Source organism: Kitasatospora cheerisanensis KCTC 2395 (assembly GCF_000696185.1).
Taxonomy (GTDB): Bacteria; Actinomycetota; Actinomycetes; order Streptomycetales; family Streptomycetaceae; genus Kitasatospora; species Kitasatospora cheerisanensis.
In genome coordinates, this window is sequence record NZ_KK853997.1 from 353,824 (window position 1) to 374,610 (window position 20,787).

General features: G+C 75.7%; 20 protein-coding genes and 1 pseudogene. 8 read left to right on the forward strand and 13 right to left on the reverse strand.

The genetic code is table 11. The features are described 5' to 3' along the window. The first annotated feature begins 75 nt into the window (after positions 1–75). Positions 76–213, forward strand: coding sequence for a hypothetical protein (locus tag KCH_RS40755; protein WP_157031837.1), 138 nt, complete (start codon positions 76–78; stop codon positions 211–213). Between the two features lie 320 nt (positions 214–533). Here the strand turns inward: KCH_RS40755 and KCH_RS01775 are convergent, their stop codons facing one another. Next, complete coding sequence (locus KCH_RS01775; RefSeq protein ID WP_035858355.1) at positions 534–1,202, reverse strand: alpha/beta fold hydrolase; 669 nt, start codon at positions 1,200–1,202, stop codon at positions 534–536. An 80-nt stretch (positions 1,203–1,282) separates the two neighbouring features. Next, on the reverse strand, positions 1,283–1,999 hold the full coding sequence (locus KCH_RS01780) for a YqjF family protein (RefSeq protein ID WP_035858357.1): 717 nt from the start codon (positions 1,997–1,999) through the stop codon (positions 1,283–1,285). A gap of 316 nt (positions 2,000–2,315) precedes the next feature. Between KCH_RS01780 and KCH_RS01785 the strand changes: the two genes are divergently transcribed. Both KCH_RS01785 and KCH_RS01790 read left to right on the forward strand, forming a co-directional pair. Further along, positions 2,316–2,900, forward strand: coding sequence for a sigma-70 family RNA polymerase sigma factor (locus KCH_RS01785; protein ID WP_051652632.1), 585 nt, complete (start codon positions 2,316–2,318; stop codon positions 2,898–2,900). After that, positions 2,897–3,643 carry an anti-sigma factor gene (locus tag KCH_RS01790; protein WP_035858359.1) on the forward strand — a complete coding sequence of 249 codons (747 nt, stop codon included), beginning with the start codon at positions 2,897–2,899 and terminating at the stop codon, positions 3,641–3,643. The genes KCH_RS01785 and KCH_RS01790 overlap by 4 nt, the downstream gene beginning before the upstream one ends. 82 nt (positions 3,644–3,725) lie before the next feature. Here KCH_RS01790 and KCH_RS01795 read toward each other — a convergent pair whose 3' ends face one another. The 6 genes from KCH_RS01795 to KCH_RS01820 all read right to left on the reverse strand — a co-directional run bounded on the left by KCH_RS01795 (position 3,726) and on the right by KCH_RS01820 (position 10,643). Then, positions 3,726–4,532: a DUF1295 domain-containing protein gene (locus KCH_RS01795; protein ID WP_035858361.1), complete on the reverse strand. Its 807-nt coding sequence runs from the start codon at positions 4,530–4,532 to the stop codon at positions 3,726–3,728. Beyond that, on the reverse strand, positions 4,529–5,761 hold the full coding sequence (locus KCH_RS01800; protein ID WP_035858363.1) for an SAM-dependent methyltransferase: 1,233 nt from the start codon (positions 5,759–5,761) through the stop codon (positions 4,529–4,531). The genes KCH_RS01795 and KCH_RS01800 overlap by 4 nt, the downstream gene beginning before the upstream one ends. Beyond that, entirely contained in the window at positions 5,758–7,044 is a 1,287-nt protein-coding gene (locus KCH_RS01805) for a class I SAM-dependent methyltransferase (protein WP_035858365.1), read from the reverse strand. Before KCH_RS01805 ends, KCH_RS01800 begins: the two co-directional genes overlap by 4 nt. Then, positions 7,041–7,826, reverse strand: coding sequence for a DUF1365 domain-containing protein (locus KCH_RS01810; RefSeq protein WP_051652633.1), 786 nt, complete (start codon positions 7,824–7,826; stop codon positions 7,041–7,043). Before KCH_RS01810 ends, KCH_RS01805 begins: the two co-directional genes overlap by 4 nt. Beyond that, complete coding sequence (locus KCH_RS01815; protein WP_084223115.1) at positions 7,823–9,160, reverse strand: NAD(P)/FAD-dependent oxidoreductase; 1,338 nt, start codon at positions 9,158–9,160, stop codon at positions 7,823–7,825. Before KCH_RS01815 ends, KCH_RS01810 begins: the two co-directional genes overlap by 4 nt. 163 nt (positions 9,161–9,323) lie before the next feature. Then, positions 9,324–10,643 carry a cryptochrome/photolyase family protein gene (locus KCH_RS01820; RefSeq protein ID WP_035858367.1) on the reverse strand — a complete coding sequence of 440 codons (1,320 nt, stop codon included), beginning with the start codon at positions 10,641–10,643 and terminating at the stop codon, positions 9,324–9,326. Positions 10,644–10,800: 157 nt separating this feature from the next. On the opposite strand from KCH_RS01820, the gene sigK reads away from it, so the two are divergent. From sigK to KCH_RS01830, 3 genes and pseudogenes are all read left to right on the forward strand, one after another. Further along, positions 10,801–11,427: an ECF RNA polymerase sigma factor SigK gene (gene sigK / locus KCH_RS01825; protein WP_035858369.1), complete on the forward strand. Its 627-nt coding sequence runs from the start codon at positions 10,801–10,803 to the stop codon at positions 11,425–11,427. Positions 11,428–11,521: 94 nt separating this feature from the next. Continuing rightward, positions 11,522–11,716, forward strand: a pseudogene (locus KCH_RS46400) (MerR family DNA-binding transcriptional regulator); the annotation flags it as partial. 11 nt (positions 11,717–11,727) lie between these two features. Then, the gene (locus KCH_RS01830; protein ID WP_341865331.1) at positions 11,728–12,510 is read left to right on the forward strand and encodes a B12-binding domain-containing protein; all 783 of its coding nucleotides are present in this window, start codon (positions 11,728–11,730) and stop codon (positions 12,508–12,510) included. A gap of 7 nt (positions 12,511–12,517) precedes the next feature. Here KCH_RS01830 and KCH_RS01835 read toward each other — a convergent pair whose 3' ends face one another. The 4 genes from KCH_RS01835 to KCH_RS01850 all read right to left on the reverse strand — a co-directional run bounded on the left by KCH_RS01835 (position 12,518) and on the right by KCH_RS01850 (position 16,356). Next, a complete protein-coding gene (locus KCH_RS01835) occupies positions 12,518–13,039 on the reverse strand; it encodes a DUF4383 domain-containing protein (RefSeq protein WP_035858371.1) in 522 nt (173 codons plus the stop codon). 107 nt (positions 13,040–13,146) lie between these two features. After that, positions 13,147–14,226, reverse strand: a complete 1,080-nt coding sequence (locus KCH_RS01840) for an arylcarboxylate reductase (protein ID WP_035858373.1) — start codon at positions 14,224–14,226, stop codon at positions 13,147–13,149. After that, a complete protein-coding gene (locus KCH_RS01845; RefSeq protein WP_035858375.1) occupies positions 14,223–15,185 on the reverse strand; it encodes a malonyl transferase in 963 nt (320 codons plus the stop codon). Before KCH_RS01845 ends, KCH_RS01840 begins: the two co-directional genes overlap by 4 nt. Before the next feature lie 409 nt (positions 15,186–15,594). Then, positions 15,595–16,356, reverse strand: a complete 762-nt coding sequence (locus KCH_RS01850; RefSeq protein ID WP_035858377.1) for a thioesterase II family protein — start codon at positions 16,354–16,356, stop codon at positions 15,595–15,597. Between the two features lie 582 nt (positions 16,357–16,938). On the opposite strand from KCH_RS01850, the gene KCH_RS01855 reads away from it, so the two are divergent. Together KCH_RS01855 and KCH_RS01860 are read left to right on the forward strand one after the other, a co-directional pair. After that, positions 16,939–18,858 carry an AfsR/SARP family transcriptional regulator gene (locus KCH_RS01855; RefSeq protein ID WP_035858379.1) on the forward strand — a complete coding sequence of 640 codons (1,920 nt, stop codon included), beginning with the start codon at positions 16,939–16,941 and terminating at the stop codon, positions 18,856–18,858. A gap of 94 nt (positions 18,859–18,952) precedes the next feature. After that, the gene (locus tag KCH_RS01860; protein WP_035858381.1) at positions 18,953–19,615 is read left to right on the forward strand and encodes an O-methyltransferase; all 663 of its coding nucleotides are present in this window, start codon (positions 18,953–18,955) and stop codon (positions 19,613–19,615) included. 53 nt (positions 19,616–19,668) lie between these two features. Here the strand turns inward: KCH_RS01860 and KCH_RS01865 are convergent, their stop codons facing one another. Continuing rightward, positions 19,669–20,769 carry an HAD-IIIC family phosphatase gene (locus tag KCH_RS01865; RefSeq protein WP_035858383.1) on the reverse strand — a complete coding sequence of 367 codons (1,101 nt, stop codon included), beginning with the start codon at positions 20,767–20,769 and terminating at the stop codon, positions 19,669–19,671. Positions 20,770–20,787 lie beyond the last annotated feature (18 nt).

Sequence of the window (20,787 nt, forward strand, 5' to 3'; positions counted from 1 at the left end):
GGCGCGGCCGCCGCCGCGGAGGGCATCACCGTCGGCACCCTCTCCGCCACCGGCGCGGCCGCCGAGCTGCCCCCGGTGCTGGCCCAGCTCCCGCTCACCGTCCGCCTCCAACTGCTGGCCGGCCACTGGGCCGAACTCCGCCACCAGAACCCGGACGTGGCGATCGTCGGCGCCTGGGCCAAGACCGAACTGTGGGGCCTCGGCGCACCGTGACCCCCGCCCCGCCCCGGGGACACCCGGCTGGTCGGGATGAGCGGCAGCACCGTGTCCCCGGCAGTCGCGCCGGACTGCTGTCGGCCGGCCCGGTTCGGCCGCGCGGGGGCGCATCGCCGACAGCACCAGGTGCGCCTTGGCGCGGCGGAAGCGGCGGCGGAACACCGACCGGGCCTCGATCAGCGGGATCGCCCGCCTCGTGGCCCCGGGCTGTCCTGCCGCGCCCAGGCGGAGCAGTCACGGCATCCGTGCCTCGATCGCCGCGCGTGGACGGCCGGCGGCGTTCCCCTGCCGGGGCGCCGCCGGTGGCGGGTGGTCCGTCAGTGCTCCGGTCGCGGCGGCAGCAGCGGCACGCCGGTCATGACGGAGGCGATCGCGTCGGCCGTGAGCCGGTGCCAGGTCGCGGCGTCGCGCAGCATGCTGTGGCCGCCGTGGCGCATCGGGAGCGTCTGCACGCGGGCCCCGATCGCGGCCGCCCGGCGGGCGAAGGCGAACGACTCGGCGGCCGAGGTGATGCGGTCGCCCGGGTCGTGCAGGACCACCAGGTCCCGGTCGGCGAGTTGCCGGACCGGGTCGCCGGGGACGCACCAGGGCGCCAGCGCCACCACGCCGCGGACCTGCGGGTGGCCCGCCACCGCGAGCGCCGCCCGGCCGCCCATCGAGTGGCCGACCAGGGTGACGGCGAGCTGCGGCGCCAGGGCGGCCAGTTCGCCGAGGGCGCGGCGGGCGTCCCGGACGGGATCGGCCCGCGGGCCGTTCCAGCCGCGGTGCCGGTAGCGCACCAGGGCGGTCAGCAGGACGTCGCCGGGCAGGTCGCGGCGCACCGCCCGGCCGAACGGGATCATGCGGCGCGACGGCAGGTCGAGCCGGGTCGGCGGCTGCCGGCTCTCGGCCCGCCCGCCGGGGAGCAGCAGGACGGCGGCGCGTACCCGCGGCGGTACGTGGAGGAGCCGCAGGGCGGGCGGTTCCGTGACGGGCGGCGGTGTCATGGGCGTGTTCCCTCCGGTCGGACTGCCGGGTGTTCGGAGCGGGGCGGCTCCGCGGCTTGGTCGAAGGGCGGCCCGGCCGGTCAGTCCACCGGCGTCCAGGGGCCGAACCGCACCGGGACGCCCGGGGAGAAGAGCACGCTCGCCGGTGGTCCGGCGGCCTCCACGCCGGCGGCCGGGAGCAGGTCCTGGTCCAGTTCGCGCAGGCGGGCCCGGTGCAGCGGCCAGCGCGGGTGCTCGACCGGCAGGTACACGGTGCGGCCGCGGGTCCGGGTGTGCAGCCCCCAGCGGGCGGTGAGGAACTCGGCCAGCGGGCCCGGCCGTTCGAGCCCGGGGCCGACCTCGGCGCGGAGCACGCAGCCGGCCCGGCTGCCCGCCGGGCCCCGCAGCCGGCTGGCCAGGTGCAGCGCGCCGTCCTCGGCCGTCCAGTGGGTCTCCGACCAGCGGTACGGGAGGCCGAGCGCCGCCCGGCCCACCAGGACGGCGGCGAGCCGGGGGCAGTCGAGCGACCGGAACACCACGCCCCGGCGGCCCCGCCCGTCCACCGAGTACAGCCGGACGTTCACCTCGGGGAACGTCCCGAAGTACGGGATTCCTCCGCCGGGTCCGGGTCCCGTCCGCTCCGTGCCGAACACCACCAGCCCGACCCAGCTGGTGCCGTTGCAGACGTCGGGAGCCACGCCCGGCGGCATCAGGTCGGCCACGGCGGGGGGACGGACCGGCCAGTGCAGGAACAGCACGTTCCGCCAGTGCTGCGACAGGATCGGCCGGCCCACCCGCCGCGGCGCGGCCCCTGTCACGGGTTCGATCCTCACGCGTACCTCTCCCCGGCCGGTCGGCGCCACCTTCCACCAGCCTCCCACCGGCGGCCCGGCCGGCCCACGTGCCGCGTTGCCGCAGGGGAACGGGCGCGGCGGCGCGTGGCGGAGCGCGGCGGTGCGGTGCGGTCGCCTTCCGGGCAATCCGCGGCGGTCGCGGCTCCGAAGAGCGGGTGTTCCGCTTCTTCGTCCGTCGTGGCGGGTCCGTCGACCGCCGTGCTTGGGAGGATCGATCCCTGATGCTGCTTGTCCCGTCATCGGTCTGGCCGGCCGGCCTCCGGGCCGAGGGGGTGCCGCGGTGAGCGCCGTGGTCCGTCTCTCCGGCCCGGTTCGGCCCGGGCCCGATCTGAAGGAGCTGGTCGGCCGGGTCGCCCTGGGCGACCAGGAGGCGTTCGGCGGCCTGTACGACGCCGTGGCCGGTCCGGTGCTCGGGCTGGTGCGGCGGGTGCTGCGCGATCCGGCCCAGTCGGAGGAGGTCGCGCAGGAGGTGCTGCTGGAGGTGTGGCGCAAGGCCGCCCAGTACCGTCCCGACCGCGGCGAGGTGCTGGCCTGGGTGCTGACCATCGCGCACCGCCGCACGGTGGACCGGGTCCGGGCGGCCCAGGCGTCCGCCGAGCGGGAGCAGCGACTCGCGGCGGTCTCGCAGGGTCCGGCGTTCGACGAGGTCGCCGAGCAGGTCGAGGGCCGGCTGGAGCGGGAGCAGGTCCGGCGCTGCCTCAAGGGGCTCACGGAGCTCCAGCACGAGTCGGTGACGCTGGCCTACTTCCGGGGCTGTACCTATCCGCAGGTGGCGGCGCTGCTCGGCGTCCCGCTGGGGACGGTGAAGACCCGGATCCGGGACGGTCTGATCCGGCTGCGCGACTGCCTGGGGGTGACGGTGTGAGCACCGCCGACCTGCACACCCTCACCGGTGCGTACGCCGCGCACGCCCTCGACGACGCCGAGCGGGAGGAGTTCGAACGCCACCTGGCCCGGTGCCCCGCCTGCGCGCAGGAGGTCGCCGAGTTCACGGCCACCCTCGCCCGGCTGGGCGCCGCCCAGGCCGTTCCGGTCCCCGAGGAGCTCCGGAGGCGGGTGATGGCGGCTCTGGACACCGTCCGGCAGGAGCCGCCCGCCGGGCCGCCGCCGGGCCCGCGCCCGCTGCGGCGCAGGCTGCGCCGCTCGTGGCCGCGGTTGGCGCTGGCGGCCTGTCTGGCGCTCGCGGCCGCGGCCGGCGGCGTGGCCGTGCAGCAGCACGGCGAGAGCGAGCGGGCCCGGTCCCGGGCCGCCGCGCTCCAGCGGCAGCAGGCGCGGATCACCGAGCTGTTGACGGCTCCCGACGCGCGGATCGCCAGCGCCGGGGTGGCCGGGGGCGGCGGTGTCGCCACCGTGGTGTGGTCGCACGCCCGGGACGCCGCGGGGTTCCTCGCCTCGGGCCTGCCGGCCCTGGAGCAGGGCACCGCGTACGAGCTGTGGTTCGACGACGCGGGTTCCATGCGGCCCGCCGGCCTGATGTCCGACCCGGCCGGCGCGGTGCTGCTGAGCGGGCCGCTGAACGGGGCGCGCGGCGTCGGCGTGACGGTGGAGCCGGCCGGCGGTTCCGCCCGGCCGACGGGCGCGCCGGTGGTCCTCCTGTCGTTCGGCTGAACCCGCTCGTGCCCCCTGGCGGGGGGTGCTCACGTCGATGGCCGCTCCCGGCGGGGGAGCGGCCATCGGCGCGGTCCGGCCGTCAGGCGCGCCGGCGGGGCGGGAGCGGCAGGAAGGAGCTGGTGCGGGCGGTGTACTCGGCCCAGCCGGGGCGCTGCTGGGCGGCCATCCGGCGTTCCAGCAGGGGTTTCCCGCTGCCGAAGGCCAGCAGCCAGGTCATCAGCAGCGGGCTGGGCAGCAGGAGCAGCGCGGCGGGGTGGTGGGCGCTCAGCAGGTACAGGCCCCACCAGACGCAGGCGTCGCCGAAGTAGTTGGGGTGCCGGGTGTAGCGCCACAGGCCGCGGTCCATCACCCGGCCCCGGTTGGCGGGGTCCTGCTTGAAGCGGGCGAGTTGCCGGTCTCCGACGCTCTCGAAGAAGAGTCCGACGGCCCACAGGGCGGCCGCGGCGCCGTCGAGCGGTCCGAGGCGGTCGGGGAGGTACTGGGCGTACTGGACCGGCAGGGACACGAACCAGACCAGCAGGGCCTGGAGCAGGTAGACCTTCCGCAGGGCGTAGCGGGTGCGGGCCGGGCCCTCGGGTGCGCGGGACAGCATCCGGGCGTAGCGGGGGTCCTCGCCGGCGCCGCGGGAGCGCCACCAGATGTGCGCGGACAGCCGCAGGCCCCAGACGGCCACCAGGGCGGTGACCAGCAGGCGGCGGGCCGGGTCGCCGTGGCCGGCGGAGAGGAGCTGGCCGGTCACGGCGACGGCCGTGAAGGCGAGGCCCCAGGCGACGTCCACGCCGCGGTGGCGGCCGAGCCGGGCGCCGGCCGCGAACGCCGCCAGCAGCACGGCGAGCGCGACGCCGGCCGTGACGGCCAGGTTGAGGAGGAAGGCGCCGGTGTTCATGCGGGCTCCGGGTGCGGGTCGGCGGGGCGGACGGCGAGGATCTGGTCGACGCCCATCCGTCCCTCGGCGAAGGCCTGCGAACTGCCGGCCAGGTACAGCTCCCACAGGCGCACGGTGGGTCGGCCGACCATGGCGGTGAACTCGGTGCGGTGGCTGCGCAGGGTGTCGTGCCAGGCGTCGATGGTGGTGGCGTAGTGCCGGCGCATGGCCTCGGTGTGGACGACCTCGAGTCCGGCGTCCTCGATCAGGCCGACGGTCTGCCCGAGCGGGCGCATGTGCATGTCCGGCGCGATGTAGGCCTCGATGAACGCGCCGCCGCCCGGCGCCGCCGTGCCGCGCGACATCTGCTGGATCAGTACGCGCCCGCCCGGTTCGAGCAGGTCGTGCAGCCGGGCGGCGAACGCGGGGTACTCGTCCCTGCCGACGTGCTCGCCCATCTCGACGCAGCTGATCGCGTCGTGGCGGGACGGCTCGATGTCGCGGTAGTCGCGCAGTTGCACGTCGACGAGGTGGTCGACGCCGCAGCGGACCATGCTCTCGGTGGCCCACCGGTGCTGCTGGGCGGAGAGCGTGACGGCGGTGACCCGTGCGCCGTGGTGCAGGGCGGCGTGCCGGGCGAGGGCGCCCCAGCCGCAGCCGATGTCGAGCAGGCGCACTCCGGGGGCGAGCGCGAGCTTGCGGCAGATCAGGTCGAACTTGGCTTCCTGCGCCGCCTGCAGGCTCTGCCCTTCGTCGGTGTAGTACGCGCAGGAGTAGGCCATCGCCGGTCCCAGCAGGAGTGCGTAGAAGTCGTTGGACAGGTCGTAGTGGTGGCTGATCACGGCCCGGTCGCGGGCGCGGCTGTGCAGCGCGCCGCGGACGGCGGCGCGGCCGCCGGGGCGCGGTGGCGGGGTGCCGAGCGCGCCCAGGCGGACGGCGGCCGTCAGCAGGGCGGGCCAGGTCTGCGGGGCGGGCCGGGCGATCCGGCGTCCGGCCAGGGCGTTCCGCACCTGCGAGAGGCCGGTGGCGAGGTCGCCCTCGACGTCGAGCTCGCCCAGGATGTACGCGTCGGCGAGGCCGAGTTCGCCCGGCTGCCAGAGCAGTCGGCGCAGGGCCCGCCGGTGGTGCAGGACCACCACCGGCGTGTCGGCGGGGCCGGTGGTGGAGCCGTCCCAGGCTTTCAGGCGGAACGGGAGGGGCCCGCCGAGCAGGTCGGCGAGCAGCGGGCCGAGTACGGCGGCGGCGGTCACCGGGCCTCCTGCCCGCGGGTCAGCAGCAGTTGGTGGACGTCGAGGTATCCGGCGCGGAAGCCGGCCTCGGAGTGCGCGAGGTACAGCTCCCACATGCGGCGGAAGACCTCGTCGAAGCCGAGTGCCGCCACCTCCCGAGTGTGCCCGAGGAACCGTTCCCGCCACAGCCGCAGCGTCTCGGCGTAGTGCGGGCCGTACGCCGCGGTGTCGACCACCCGCAGGCCGCCGTGCCGTGCGGCGTTCTCCTCGACGGCGCGCAGGGAGGGGATCTGTCCGCCCGGGAAGACGTACTTGAGGATCCAGGTGTGCGTGCCGCTGCTGGCGAGCATCCGCGCGTGCGGCATGGTGATGGCCTGCAGCGCGACCCGCCCGCCGGGGGCGAGCACCCGGTCCAGGGTGGCGAAGTAGGCCGGCCAGAACGGGCGGCCGACCGCCTCGATCATCTCGACGCTGAGCACCGCGTCGTACCTGCCCTGCGCCGCGCGGTAGTCGCACAGCCGGACGTCGACCCGGTCGGCGAGGCCGGCGTCGGCGATCCTGCGGCGGGCCAGGGCCAGCTGCTCCTCGGAGAGGGTCAGGCTGACCACCCGTGCGCCGCGGGCGGCGGCGCGCAGCGCCAGCTCGCCCCAGCCGGTGCCGATCTCCAGCACCCGGGTGCCCGGGCCGACCCGGGCGAGGTCGAGCAGCCGGTCGATCTTGCGGTGCTGGGCCGCCGCGAGCCCGTCCCAGGACGCGGCCGGCGTGCCGTCGGCGCGGGTGGGGAAGAGCGCCGAGGAGTAGCTGAGGGTGGGGTCGAGGAACAGCGCGAAGAGGTCGTTCGACAGGTCGTAGTGCCGGTGGATGTTGCGCCGGGCGTTGCCGGTGGTCGGCCGTTCGCCGGCCGGCGTCCGGCGGACGGCCGCGCGGCGCAGCCAGGAGGTGCCGGGCGGGATCAGCTTCTCGGGCGCGGCGGCCAGGGCGGTCAGCAGGGCGACGAGGTCCGGGCTGTCCCAGTCGCCGGCCTGGTACGCCTCTCCGAAGCCGATCAGGCCGCTCGCCCCGACCCGGCGGAAGAAGTCCGCGGGGCGGTGCAGGGTCAGGACGGGGGCGCCGGGCCGGGCGGTCCGGTCAACCGGGCGGTCCGGTCGGTCGACCCGGATGCCGAGTCGGCCGGACGCCCGGCGCAGCAGCCGTTCCGCGACGGCGGCCCGCAGCCGGCCCTGCGGTACGCGGGCGACGTCCGGCCAGCGGCTCGGGTCGACGATGGGGGCCGGCGGGGCGGTGAGGTCGAGCTGGACGGTCATGCGGTGGACTCCTCGTGCGGGGTGTCGGACGGGGACGGCAGCGGGCACCCGGACGGGCCGCGCGGACCGGCGGGCCGTGGATGGACGGGCAGGCCGCGCAGCCACAGCCGGATGCCGCGGTAGCGGATGTGCGCGGAGACCGCGAGCGTGGGCAGCGGGTGGCGGAGCGCGGCGCGCAGCAGGACCGCGGCGCCGGCGGGCAGCGCCCGGCCCCGGAGGGTGGCGGTGAACGGGCTTCCCCCGTCGAGTTCCAGACGGACCGTCAGGTCCAGCCGGTCGCCGGGCTCGGGCAGCCGCATCCGGTAGCGGCCCGCCACCGGGAAGAACGGGGACACGTAGAACTCCTTGCGGGCCCCGGCGACGCCGTCCGGGCCGGGCCGCAGCAGGTAGCGGTGGCGGCCGCCGTAGGTGTTGTGCACCTCGGCGACGGTGCACAGCGGCCGGCCGGCGGCGTCCCGGCACCAGTACACGGTCAGCGGGTTGAACACGTGGCCGAGCACCCGTGCCTGGGTGAGCATCAGGACGCTGCCGCCGGCCAGGTCGGTGCCCTGCCCGGCGAGGAAGTCCGCGAGCTCGCGGCGGATCGCCTCCCCCGGGCGGAACCGGGCGAGCGGGCGCAGCCACCGGGGCACCGGGGGCATCCGGTCGAGGTCGACCAGCCAGAGGTAGCCGCGGTGCCGGAAGGCGTCGCGCAGCGGCGCGGTGCGCACGTGGGTGGTGACGTACGGGTAGAGCGCCGCGCCCCAGGGGCCCGGGAGGGTGCGGCGGCCGGGCCCGGTCATCGCGCGCCCGCGCCCAGCAGGGTGCGGGCCGCCGCGACGCCGGAGCGGCAGCCGTCCTCGTGGAAGCCCCAGCCGTGGTAGGCGCCGGCGAACGCGGTGCGGCCGGTGGCGAGTTCGGGCAGCCGGCGCTGCGCCGCGACCGTCCCGGCGGTGTACACGGGGTGCTCGTACACGGTGCGGGACACCACCGCGTGCGCGGGCAGCGGGGTGTCCCGGTCCTCGTTCAGGGTGACCAGGTAGTCGTCGAGGGTGTTCAGCCGCAGCAGCCGGTTGAGGTGGTACGTGACGCGGACCCGGTCGGCCGGGCCGTAGCAGGTCGGCATCCGGTAGTTCCACGAGGCGCGCGCCCAGGGTGCGCGCGGCAGCAGCGAGGCGTCGCGGTGCAGGACGGTGGGGTTGCGGGAGTAGCGGAACGCGCCGAGCACCTCGCGCTCGGCGGGGGTCGGGTCGGCCAGCAGCCGCAGTGCCTGGTCGGCGTGGGTGGCGATCACCACCGCCGCGGCGTCCGTGCTGCGCCCGTCGGCGGTCGTGATCGCGACCCCGTCCGGGTGGCGCCGCACCCGGCGGACCGGGGCGAGGCGGTGGACGGTGCCGAGCCGCTCGGCGATCCGCTGCACGTAGGTCCGGGACCCGCCGACCACGGTCTTCCAGGTCGGTGAGCCGGTGACCGCGAGCATGCCGTGGTTGTCGAGGAAGGTGAACAGGTAGCGGGCCGGGTAGTCGCCGGCCAGGTCCGGCGCGCACGACCACACCGCGGACACCACCGGGGTCATGTAGTGGCCGACGAAGTAGCGGCTGAAGTTCTCGGCGGCCAGGAACTCGCGCAGGCTCGGGTCGCCCGCGCCGGGGTCGGCGAGCAGCGCCTTGGCCCGCCGGTGGAACCGCGGCACGTCGGCCAGCATGGCCAGGTAGCTGGGGCGCAGCAGGGCGGACGGCTGCGCCAGCAGCCCGGCAGGGCCGCGCGCGCCCGCGTACTCCAGGCCGCAGCCGTCGCAGTGCACGGACATGCTCATCTCGCTGTCCCGGGTGCGGACCCCCAACTCCCGGAACAGCCGGGCCAGCTGGGGGTAGGTCCGCTCGTTGTGCACCAGGAATCCGGTGTCCAGGGCGAGTTCCCGCCCGTCGTGGCCGCGCACGGCCTGGGTGTGGGCGTGGCCGCCGAGGCGGTCGTCCGCCTCGAACAGCACCACGTCGGCGCCGGCCCGGTGGAGTTCGTACGCCGCGGTCAGGCCCGCCACCCCGGCGCCGACCACGGCGATCGGGCGGCCGGGGCGGCCGCCTCCGGGGCGCGGCTGACGGGGCGCGGGGGAGCCGGTGCGTTCGGAGACGGGCATCGTCACGGGGGCCTCTCTGACCTGGACCGCTGGGCGGCCGACCACGGTGTGCACCACCCATTCGGAGTGCTGCCCGTTGCGGATTGGCCGCCCGGGCGGCCAGCCGGGCCGCGGGCACCGGTGCGGAGCCGGCCGCGGCTCCGGGTCCGGTCGCGGCTCCGGCTCAGTCGAGGGCCCGGGCGGTGCGGAGCCGGAGCGCCAGGTCCTCGGGCGCGACCAGGGGCGCGGGGTAGTCGGGGGCGAGCAGCCACGGCCGGTGAATCGACGGGCCGGGCAGGTGGGCGAGTTCGGGCACCCACCGGCGGACGTACGCTCCGTCGGGGTCGTACCGGTCGGCCTGCCGGAGCGGGTTGAGCACCCGGTTCGGGCGGGTGTCGGTGCCGGTGCCCGCGACCCACTGCCAGTTCAGCTGGTTGTTCGCCAGGTCGCCGTCGACGAGCAGGCGCAGGAAGTGCGCGGCGCCGACCCGCCAGTCGTGGTGGAGCGTCTTGGTGAGGAAGGACGCGGTGAGCAGCCGGGCCCGGTTGTGCATCCACCCTTCGTGTTCGAGCTGGCGCATGCCCGCGTCGACGATCGGGTAGCCGGTGCGGCCCTCGCGCCAGGCGTCGGCCTCGCGCTCGTCCCGGTGCCAGCCGCCGTCCCGGGGGCGGTAGTCGCGGTGGGCGGCCTCGGGCCGGGCGGCGAGCAGTTGGTGGTGGAAGTCGCGCCAGGCCAGCTGCCGGACGAAGGCCTCCGCGCCGTCGCCGCCGTGCGCCCGGGCGCGGGCGGCCAGTTCGCCGGCCGACAGGCAGCCGAAGTGCAGGTACGGGGAGAGCCGCGAGGTGCCGTCGGCGGCCAGGGCGTCGTGCAGGTCGGCGTAGCCGTCGACGTCCCACCGCCGCCACTGCTGGCGGGCGGCGCTCTCGCCGCCGGGCGGCAGGCCGGGCGAGTGCGGACGGGCGGCGGGCAGTTCGGCGCTGCCGATGCCGTCCGGCGTGTCGAGTCGCCGGGGCGCCCCGTGCGGGGAGCGGCGCGGGGCCTGCTGCCAGGCCCGGTGGTACGGGGTGAACACCGCGTAGTGGTCGCGCCCGGCGGGGGTGACCCGGCCGGGCGGCACCACGGTCAGCACCGCCTCGTGGACGTGCAGCCGCCGGCCCAGCAGCCGGCGGAGCCTGGTCTCGCGGCGCCGGGCGAACGCGCTGACCCCGGCGGCCACGTGCACGGTGTCGGCGTCCGCCTCGGCGGCGATCCGGGCGGCCTGTTCGGCCGGGTCGCCGTGGCGCAGGACCAGCCGGGAGCCGATCCGCCGCAGCGAGGCGTCCAGGTCGGCCAGGCAGGCGGCCAGGAACGCCTGCCGGTTGGGGGCGGCGAAGCCGACCGCCGCCACGTCGGGGTCCAGGACGAACAGCGGTACGACCTGGTCGGCGGCGTGCCGGGCGGCGTGCAGGACCGGGTTGTCGTGCAGTCTCAGGTCCTGGGTGAACAGGGCGACGGCGACGGTCATCGGTGGTTCCTCGGTTCGGGTGCGGCGCGGGCCCGGTCACGGGCGACTGCCTGCCGTTCGGAGCGGACCCGTGCACCGGATTGCCCCGGCCGGGCGCGAAACGATGCACGATGGATGCGAGTCGCCTTCCGCTGCCGAAACGCTGCACGGTGGCGGCGTGAACCGGAGCACCCTCGCACGACCCGTCCCGCAACCGGCGGCCGCCGCCCCCGCCCGGGCCCGAGCGGCCGATCCGGCCCGGCTGATGGCCCTGGTGGCGCACGGCGACCAGGACGCGTTCGCCGCGCTGTACGAAACGCTCGCCCCGCCCGTGTACGGCATCGCGCTGCGGACGCTGCGCAGCCCGGCGCACGCGGAGGAGGTGACGCAGGAGGTCATGCTGGAGGTCTGGCGCACCGCCGCCGCGTACCGGCCCGAGCGCGGCAGCGTGCTCGCCTGGACGCTCACCCTCGGCCACCGCCGTGCGGTGGACCGCGTCCGCTCGACCCGGGCGGCCGGTGACCGCGAGGTCCGGGCCGCCCTGCGCGAGCGGCCCGTCGGCGAGTCGGTGGCCGAGCAGGCCGAGCGCCTCCTCGACGTCGAGCGGGTCAGGCGCGCCCTGGCCCGGCTCAGCCTGCCGCAGCGCGAATCGCTGGTGCTCGCGTACTACGGCGGCTACTCGCAGCGGGAGATCGCGCAGTACCTCGGTCTCCCGCTCGGTACCGTGAAGACCCGGATGCGCGACGGGCTCCGCCGGCTGCGCGCCGCGCTCGACGACCGCGAGCCGGTGGCACGGACGGCGTAGGGAGGACCCGGTGGCAGGGGAGGCATCCGTGAACGGGTACGGCACCGGGGGCCCGGACGACGGCGTCCGGACCGCCCCGCAGGACAGGCCGGCGGTGCGGGACGACGCACCGGACGCACGGGCGGCGGGCGGCGCCTCCGACGGCGCGGGCCTGCCCACGGGCGCCGTCGCCCGGCACCTCGGGGTCTCCCCCACCACGATCCGCTCCTGGGAGCGGCGCTACGGCATCGGCCCGTCCGGGCGCCGGCCCGGGCACCACCGCCGGTGGAGTCCGGCCGACATCGCCGTCCTGGAGGCCATGTGCCGCCTGACCGCGCGCGGCGTCCCGCCGGCCGAGGCCGCCCGGGCGGTGCTCGCCGCCGGGGCTGCCCGCCCGTCCCCCCGGCGCCGCCGGCGGACGAGGCGGCGGGCGGGCCGGGCGGCAGCCGCGCGCTGCACGTCGGTTCGGTCCGCCCGGAGTGCCGTGGCCTGGCCCGGGCCGCCGTCCGGCTGGACGCCCCCGAGGTTGCCCGCATCCTCCAGGACGCGGTCACCGCGCTCGGCACCGTCGAGGCCTGGACGGAGGTGATGCTGCCGGCACTCCGCGCGGTCGGCCGCAAGTGGGCCTCGGACGGCGAGCAGTACGTCGAGGTCGAGCACCTGCTCTCCTGGCACGTATCCACGGCCCTGCGGACCGTCGCCGTCCGCGCCGCCGCCCTGCGGGCGGTGCCGCCCGTGCTGCTCGCCGCCATGCCGGCCGAACAGCACACCCTGCCCCTGGACGCGGTCGCAGCCGGGCTCGCCGAGCGCACCCTGCCCTTCCGGATGCTCGGCGCGGCCGTCCCGCCCCGCGCGCTGCTGGACGCGGTCCGCCGGACCGGCCCGGGCGCCGTGATGCTCTGGTCCCAGAGCCCGCAGACCAGCGAGCCCGAGCTGGTCCGGCAGGTCGTCCGCACCGCCTGGGGCGCCCGGGGTTCCCGCAGCCACGCGATCGTCCTCGCCACCGGCCCCGGCTGGCACCGCTTCGACCCGCCGGAGGGCGCCGCCGGGCCGCGCACCCTGCTCAGCGCCCTCGACCTCCTCGAACGGGCCGTGACCGCCTGACCGGGCCTCAGCGGGTGCGGCCCGCGATCCCGGCACGGGCGGCCGGCGCGGCAGCCTGCTGCTGCTGCGCCCCGGGGTGGCGGTGGCGCCAGTAGGGGTTGTCGAACGGGAGCTTCCCGCTGACCCGGCCGTACATGCCGCAGGTGGCGATGACCAGGCCCATCACGAAGCTGAACACGACGTTGGGGATCCTGAAGGCCAGGACGTTCGCGCCGGAGTCCAGCAGGGCGAGGTTGACGAACCCGCTGAGGACGAAGAGGCCGCCCACCGCGATGGTGATCGTGGACGCCGTGCGGCCGCCGATCACGGCCCCGACGATCAGGACCGCGGCGGTGGCGATCGAGACCACGCTGAGCAGGCCGTTGCTCGACAGGCCCGCCACCCGCTCGCCGGTGGTGCCGAAGAACGCCAGGCCGTCGGCCAGGCCGAGACAGCCGAACGCCAGCAGGACGACGCCGCACAGGCCCGCACCCGCCCGGTGCACCCGGGCGAGTCGCCGGTCGGCGGGAAACTCGTCGCGGAAGTCCATGACAGTGCTCCTTCGCGTATCCGGAGGCCCCGTGCCTCCGGATCCCACCGTCACAGGCCGCGTGGCCCGTCGACAGTCGCAGCGAAGACGCACCGTTCGGCGACGGCTCAGTACAGGCCCTCCGGGGACGAGGTGGCGATCTGGAGCGGGCGGACGTTGGCGACGCCGTCGGTGGGCCACTGGTCGGTCGGGTGCCGGAGGGCCTGGTCGCGTTCCAGGATGTTGGGCAGGAACAGGTCCTCGTGGAGGACGGTGAGCCGGACCTGGCCGACCGTGCCGGGGGCGACCGGGGTCGAGCGGTCGGCCTTGTCGACCACCGCCATGGTGACCTGCGGGTAGTTCGGGACGTAGCTGATCAGTTCGCCGTCCCGCTCGACGTCCAGGCAGGCCGCGTTGCCGAAGGTGTTGCCGTAGGTCAGCCCGCAGATCCCGCCCTGGAGGGCGGTGGTGAAGCTCCGGTACATGTCGGCGCTGATCTGGGTGCCGCTCAGGCGTACGCCGTCGAGGGCGGCGACGAGTTCGGGCCGGTGCTGGCGGAGGGCCTGGAACAGCGCCGGGGTGGTGTTGACGTAGTGGACCCGGCCCGGCTCGAGGACATCGGCGATCTGCTCCAGCAGGTGGGCGGTGTAGTCGCCGACCTCGGCCAGGCGGCCCGTCCGGATCAGGCGCTTCACCCACCGGGGGTCCATGTCCACGGCGTACACCTGGCCGGCGTGGAGTTCGGAGACCTCCTGGACGCCGTTGCCGATCAGGTGCGGTCCGGTGGGGGTGGCCTGCAGCCAGGTGCGGCCCGGCTGGAAGCCCTCCCGCACGAAGGACCAGCGGCGCCAGAGCGCCCGGTGCCGCAGCATGTCGGGGGTGTAGAAAGCCCGGCAGGGGGTGCCGGTGGTGCCGCCGGTGTCCCAGACCCGGCCGACCAGCGGCCGGGGCACCGCCAGCGGGACGAGGTCCGCGGGGTCCTCGGTGCGCAGCCGGTCGAGCGGGAACGGGCCGAAGGCCGCGAGCTGGTCGTAGCGGGTGATGTCGCGCGGGTCGAAGTCCAGCCGGGAGAGCTGCCCGAGCCAGTAGGGGCTTCCGGTGACCGGGTCGAAGTGCCGGCGGACCACGGTGCGGGTCCACTCGTCGAGGTCGGTGTCCAGCCATCGCGCGATCTGGGCGTCCGGGTCGGCGCCGGTGGCGGCGGTCACGACAGGGCCGGGGCGCCGGAGAGGTCGATGCCGAGCTCGTAGGCGGTGGTCAGCGCCTGCTCGATGTGCTCGGGCCGCTCGATGTGCACCACCGGGAAGGGGAACGCCAGGATGCCCTCGGGAATCGAGGGGCCCATCACCAGCCCGAGCCGGACGCCCTGCTCCTTCATCCCGGTGTAGACGTCGACCAGGCTGATCGGGTCGGTGGAGTTGCGCTGGAAGAGGTCCCGGACGTCGGCGGCGGTGCGCAGCACCTTGGGCTCCAGGCAGGACAGCAGCGGGATCTCGGGGTCGCTGAACGGGATCGCGTCGATCCGCGGGGCCATGAACTCGCGGTAGGGCCGGCGCAGCGGGGTGTGGACGGCGATGGTGCGGCCGGGGAGCGGGACGACCGTTCCCGGCGGGACGTCGGCGGCGAGCGCGCCGAGTGCGTCGGCGTGGCCGGCCAGCATCATCAGGCGCTGGCTGCCGTCGGCCGTGGGGCCGAAGTCGCCGGCCAGGTAGACGCCGGGCAGGTTCTCGCCGGGGTGGCTGGGGGCGCCGTCGGTGACGGGGCCGAAGGCGATGGCTATGCCCTGCCGCGGGTCGTCGGCGGGCGGTTCCGGGGTGTCGCGGGAGGAGGCCAGCATCTCGAAGAGTTCCCGGCGCCCCAGCGATCCGGCGAGGCAGCTGGCGGTCATCGCGCCGAGGCTGAGGCCGCCGATGGCCGCGGGGCGCAGGTTGAACGAGGCGAGCACGTCGTGCACGCCGATCGCGAGGGCGGCTTCGCGGACGGTGCCGACGCTCTGGCGCTCCTCCTGGGCGGTCGGCAGGTCCTCCTCCAGGATCTGTCCGACCGTCAGCCCGGTCCACGCGGAGACCTGCTCGTACCAGCACTGCACGACCTCGTACGTCCGGTAGAGCTCCAGGCCGTGCGGCTCGGTCCCGACGCCGCCGCCGAACAGGTACCCCAGACTCATGACAGCTCCTGTGAATCGGTGTGAAAGGAGGGATTGGTGTGAAAGGAGGGAACGGTGGTGCGGCTCGGGCGTGGCGTGGCGGACGTGGTCGCACAATGCCGGAGAATGCGGCCTCCGACCGGACGTCCGGCGACCCGTCTCGCGCTGCGATATCGAGACGATATCCGGGTCTGGGAAAATCTCCGCCGGCCCGGCGGCGGACTGCATTTCCGGCCGCCGGAAAAGACTTTCCCGGCCCGCACTCGCGACGGCTCCCGCAACCGGGGAGGGGACGCCTTACCCCGTCCTCTTCCGGGAATCGATAAATTCCGGGAGAACACGGGGTGACCGTGCCCCGACGCCCGGCACCCCGGGGGAATGCGCCCGGGAAACGGCAGCCGGCCGGCGGGCGGCCCGGAAACTCCGGGCCTCAGGCGCGGAGCGCGCCGGCGAGGTGGTCGCGGAGCAGGCCGGCCACCTCGTCCGCCCGGCTGCTGAGGTAGAAGTGCCCGCCGGGGAAGACCTTGAGGTCGAACGCGGCCGTGGTGCGGTCGCGCCAGCGCTCGGTGTCGGCGACCGGCGCCCAGTGGTCCTGGTCCCCCACCAGGGCGGTGACCGGGCAGGCGACCGCGGCGTCGCGGTCGGCGCGGTAGGCCCCGACGGCGCGGTAGTCGCCGCGCAGCGCGGGCAGCACCATCTCCAGCAGCTCCTGGTCCTCGAGGAGCCGGGCGTCGGTGCCGCTCATGGCCCTGAGTTCGGCCACGATGCCCTCGTCGTCGACCGGGTGGGAGGCGTCGGGCCGGTCGTCGGTCGGCCCCTTGCGGCCGGAGACGAAGAGGTGGTCGACCCGGCCGCCGGCGCGCTCGATCCGCCGGGCCACCTCGAAGGCGACGAGCGCGCCCATGCTGTGCCCGAAGAGGGTCAGCGGGAGGTCGTCCCAGCGGCGCAGTGCCTCGGCCACCTCGTCCGCCACCCGGTGCAGGTCGTGCAGGCCGGCCTCCTCCCGGCGGTCCTGCCGGCCGGGGTACTGGACGGCCAGCAGGTCGACCGGGCCGTGCAGGGCGGCGGACATCGGGAAGTAGAAACTCGCCGAGCCACCGGCGTGCGGAAAGCAGACCAGCCGGCGCGTGGCCGTCGGCGAGGGGTGGAAGCGACGGCACCAGAGGTCGCTGTCCAGAGAGAGGGAGGTCATGGCGGCCTTTCATTCTCTTCTCGAAATCCGCGGCGGGCCGGCGGGCATGGGTGTGGCGATCGGGCGGGACATCCTTCGCACCGGCGGGCGGTCTGGTGCGCGCTTATACGGGGAGCTTTGAACGACGGTGATCGGTTACTCACGGGCACCGCATATGACAGCCTGCCATACCGCTCGGAATGTCAGCAAGTACCCACCGGAGCGCACCGATCCGCTCATGTCCGGGTTCAATTCCGGCCATCTCTTCGGTGATTGGCAAGGACGTTGCGATGCGGAGCAATCCGGTGGGTTTTACTTGGCTCCGTCCCGACGGTATCGGCCGGCCGGACCGCAGCCGTGTCGGCGGCACCGGTCCGGCCGCGCCCGCGCACCGCGGCTCCCGTCGCGGCGGTGCCGCGCGGCGCAACCCGGCACGAGCGCAACCCGGCACGAGCGCACGACCCGTGCCCGGGGCACGACCCGCACGCGGCGCACGACACGCACTCCAGGAACACCCACACCCAACAGGACCGTGTTGACGCGTACACGGCCCCCCAAAGAGGCCGGCGGCAGACCGGCCGTACGAAGAAGAGGACTCCCCCGTTGAACTTCCTGCTGCTGGGCCCGCTTTCGATCCGGTTGAACGCGTGCGAGGTGCACGTGTCGGCGCCGAGGCAGCGCGTGGTCATGGCGGCGCTCCTGTTCAACGCCAACCGGGTGACCTCGGTCGACCGGATCGCCGAGTACGTCTGGGACGGCGCCCCGCCGCCGAGCGCCGCCGCGACCGTCCGCACCTACGTGATGCGCCTGCGGCAGTCACTGGGCGAGATCGGCTCCGCCCGGATCCTCACCCGGGCGCCCGGCTACCTCCTCGAACTCGGCGAGCACGAGAGCGACCTCGGGCAGTTCACCGCCCACCGCCGGCGCGCGGCGGAGCTGGCCGAGCGCGGCGACCTGGAGGGCTCCTCCGCCGAGCTGGCCGAGGCGCTCGCGCTGTGGCGCGAGGAGCCGCTGGCGGACATCCCCTCGCAGACGCTGCGCGACGTGGAGGGCCGCTACCTCCAGGAGCTCCGCCTGCAGACGATGGAGCTGCGGTTCGACGCGGAGCTGTCGCTGCGCCGGCACGCCGAGATCGTGCCGGAGCTGGTGCGGCTGGTCCGGAAGCACCCCCTGCGGGAGGCCCTGGTGGGCAAGCTGATGCTGGCGCTGTTCCGCTCGGGACGGCAGTCGGAGGCCCTGGACCTCTACCGGCGCACCCGGGTGCTGCTCGTCGAGCAGCTCGGCACCGAGCCGAGCGCCGATCTGCGCGAGGTGCACCAGCGCATCCTGGCGGTCCACGACCGGCCCCGGACGCCCGCCCCGACCGCCCGGACCGCCCCGGCCGCCCCGGCCCCCTCGCCGGCGCAGCCCGCGAAGGCCCGGGCGGCGGCCCCCGCGCCGACGCCGGCCACCGGCTGGGACCGGCCCTGCTGGCCGAGTCCGGCGCAGCTCCCCTCGGTGCCGCTGCCGCTGTCGGCCCGCTCCGGCGCGCTGGCCCGGCTCCAGCACTTCCTCGCCGCCGGCTCGATGCCGGCGGGCATGGTGGCGACGGCGGTGGTGACCGGCCGGGGCGGTGTCGGCAAGAGCGCGCTGGCCCTGCACGCCGCGCACGCGGTACGCGGGTCCGCGGTGCACGGCCAGCTGTACGCGGACCTCGGCGGGGCGGCGCGGCCGCTGACCGCCCGGACGGTCCTGCCGCGGTTCCTGGCGGACCTGGGCGTGCCCCGGGACGAGATACCCGAGGGGGCGTCGGAGCGGGAGAGCCTCTACCGCTCGCTCACCGCGGGCCGCCGCCTGCTGGTGGTGCTCGACAACGCCTCCAGCACCGCGCAGGTGCGGCCGCTCATCCCGGGCAGCGGGGGCAGCAGACTGCTGGTGACCAGCCGGCGGCGGCTGGCCGACCTGGAGGGGGCGCGCACCCTTCAGCTCGGCCCGCTCGACGAGGCCGGATCGCTGGAGCTGCTGGGCAGCATCGTCGGCCCGGCCAGGGTCGGCGCCGAACCGCAGGCGGCCCGTACCGTGCTGACGGTCTGCGGGGGCCTGCCGCTGGCCATCCGGATCGCGGGGACCCGGCTGCTGGAGCGCCCGCACTGGAGCATCGGGCTCTTCGCCCGGCGGCTCACCGACGCCCCGCGGCTGCTGGACGAGCTGCACGCGGGCGACCTCGGTGTCCGGCCCTGCCTCGACGCCGACCACGCCGGGCTCCGGCGGGCCGCCGGGGCGGGGGTCGACCCGGCCGAGGTGTTCACCGCGCTGGGGGCCGCCGGCGCGTGGTCGGTCTCCGGCAGCCGCGTCGCGGTGATGTTCGGCTGCTCCGAGGAGCAGGCCGAGGAGGCCCTGGACGCGCTGGTCGAGGCGAACCTGCTGGGCGCGCCGACGGGGGGCCGCTACCCGCTGGACGCACTGCTGCGGGCCTACGCCCACGAGCGGGCGCAGGCGGTCGCCGCCCTGCGGCACGACCACTCGTACATGCGCGCCGGGTGACCGTCCCGGCGGCCGCTCGCCCCGATCCTTCTCGTCCCGTTCCCGTCCGTCCCGTTCCCGCCCGACCCGATCTCCTCCGAGAGGACCCTTCGCCATGGCCGACCAGACAGCAGCCACCCGCGACCTGCTCGCCTACGTCCGGGAGGTCTCCCTCCGTGACGACGACCTGCTCAGGGAGCTGCGGGAGACCACCGCGGACCTGCCCGGCGGGACCGCCATGCAGGTGATGGCCGAGGAGGGCCAACTGCTGGCCCTGCTGGTCGGGTTGACGGGGGCGCGGGCGGTGCTGGAGATCGGCACCTTCACCGGCTACAGCACCCTGTGCATGGCCCGGGCGCTGCCGGCCGACGGGGTGCTGGTCTCCTGCGACATCGAGGAGCGGTGGCCGGCCATCGGCGCCGAGTTCTGGAAGCGGGACGGCGTCGACTCGCGGGTCGACCTGCGGATCGGCGACGCCGCCGCGACCCTGGACGCGCTGCTGGCGGAGCGCGGACCGGAGAGCTTCGACCTGGTGTTCATCGACGCGGACAAGACCAACTACGTCCGCTACTACGAGAGTTCGCTGGCGCTGCTGCGTCCCGGCGGTCTGATCGTGGTCGACAACACCCTCTTCTTCGGCCGGGTCGCCGATCCGGCCGCCGTGGACCCGGAGACTGCGGGGGTGCGGGCGCTGAACCGGGTGCTGCACGAGGACCCGCGGGTGGAGCTGTCGCTGCTGGTGATGGCCGACGGGATCACCCTGGTCCGCAAGCGCTGAGCGCGGCGGGGCCCGGCGCTCCCGGGGCCCGGGAGCGCCGGGCCCCGCGGGCGTCACGGCGTGGCCGGGCCCCCTTCCGGCGTGTTCAGGTCGGGTGCGGCCACGTCGATGACGGTGGACACCACGCGTGGGCCGGGGGCCAGGTGCAGGCGCTGGAGTCCGCCGTCCTCCGGGGCCGGTGCGAGGACGTCGGCGCACGGGCACGGGGCTTCGTCGAGGCCCTCGAAGCCCGCGAACCGGTAGGCGATCTCCATCATCCGGTTGCGTTCGGTCGCCCGGAAGTCCGCGACCAGGTGGACCCCGGACCGGGCGGCGGTGTCGGCCAGCCAGTTCAGCAGGGTCGCGCCGGCGCCGTAGGCGACGACCCGGCAGGAGGTGGCGAGCAGCTTGAGGTGCCACAGGCCCGGGTGGCGCTCCAGCAGCAGGACGCCGACCGCGCCGTGCGGGCCGAACCGGTCGGTGAGGGTGACCACCAGGACCTCGTGCCGGGGGTCGGTGATCAGTTCGCGCAGCACGGCGTCCGGGTAGTGCACCCCGGTCGCGTTCATCTGGCTGGTGCGCAGGGTGAGTTCCTCGACCCGGGACAGCTCCTCGCCGGTGGCCCGGCCGATGCGCATCCGCAGGTCCAGGGAGCGCAGGAACTCCTCGTCGGTGCCGGGGGCGGCCTCCCGCTCGGCCTCGCGGCGGAAGCCGGCCTGGTACATCTGGCGCCGCCGCCGGGAGTCGACGGTGCTGGTCGCGGGGGTGAACTCGGCGAGGTCGGTGAGGGCGAGGACCTGCTCGGCCGGGTAGCACCGGACCTCGGGCAGGTGGAAGGCCACCTCGGCGCGTTCGGCGGGCCGGTCGTCGACGAAGGCGATGGTGGTGAGCGCGAAGTTCAGCCGGTCGGCGATCCGCTTCACCGACTCGGACTTGGCGCCCCATCCGATCTCCGGCAGGACGAAGTACTCGGCGAGGCCGAACGCCTCCAGCCGGGCCCAGGCGTGCTCGTGGTCGTTGCGGCTGGCGACGGACTGGAGGATGCCGCGGGAGTCGAGTTCGATCACCACCTTGCGCACCTCCTCCGGCAGGTGCACCTCTCCGTCCTCGAGCAGGGTGCCCTGCCAGAGGGTGTCGTCCAGGTCCCAGACCAGGCACTTGACGGTCGCAGCCATGTCGTCCTTCCTCGTCTC

Bases quoted from the DNA above. Each gene is read 5' to 3' on its own strand.
- KCH_RS01775 (WP_035858355.1), bottom strand. From the start codon at position 1,202: ATGACACCGCCGCCCGTCACGGAACCGCCCGCCCTGCGGCTCCTCCAC.
- KCH_RS01795 (WP_035858361.1), bottom strand. From the start codon at position 4,532: ATGAACACCGGCGCCTTCCTCCTCAACCTGGCCGTCACGGCCGGCGTC.
- KCH_RS01805 (WP_035858365.1), bottom strand. From the start codon at position 7,044: ATGACCGTCCAGCTCGACCTCACCGCCCCGCCGGCCCCCATCGTCGAC.
- KCH_RS01810 (WP_051652633.1), bottom strand. From the start codon at position 7,826: ATGACCGGGCCCGGCCGCCGCACCCTCCCGGGCCCCTGGGGCGCGGCG.
- KCH_RS01815 (WP_084223115.1), bottom strand. From the start codon at position 9,160: ATGCCCGTCTCCGAACGCACCGGCTCCCCCGCGCCCCGTCAGCCGCGC.
- KCH_RS01820 (WP_035858367.1), bottom strand. From the start codon at position 10,643: ATGACCGTCGCCGTCGCCCTGTTCACCCAGGACCTGAGACTGCACGAC.
- KCH_RS01835 (WP_035858371.1), bottom strand. From the start codon at position 13,039: ATGGACTTCCGCGACGAGTTTCCCGCCGACCGGCGACTCGCCCGGGTG.
- KCH_RS01845 (WP_035858375.1), bottom strand. From the start codon at position 15,185: ATGAGTCTGGGGTACCTGTTCGGCGGCGGCGTCGGGACCGAGCCGCAC.
- KCH_RS01850 (WP_035858377.1), bottom strand. From the start codon at position 16,356: ATGACCTCCCTCTCTCTGGACAGCGACCTCTGGTGCCGTCGCTTCCAC.
- KCH_RS01860 (WP_035858381.1), top strand. From the start codon at position 18,953: ATGGCCGACCAGACAGCAGCCACCCGCGACCTGCTCGCCTACGTCCGG.
- KCH_RS01865 (WP_035858383.1), bottom strand. From the start codon at position 20,769: ATGGCTGCGACCGTCAAGTGCCTGGTCTGGGACCTGGACGACACCCTC.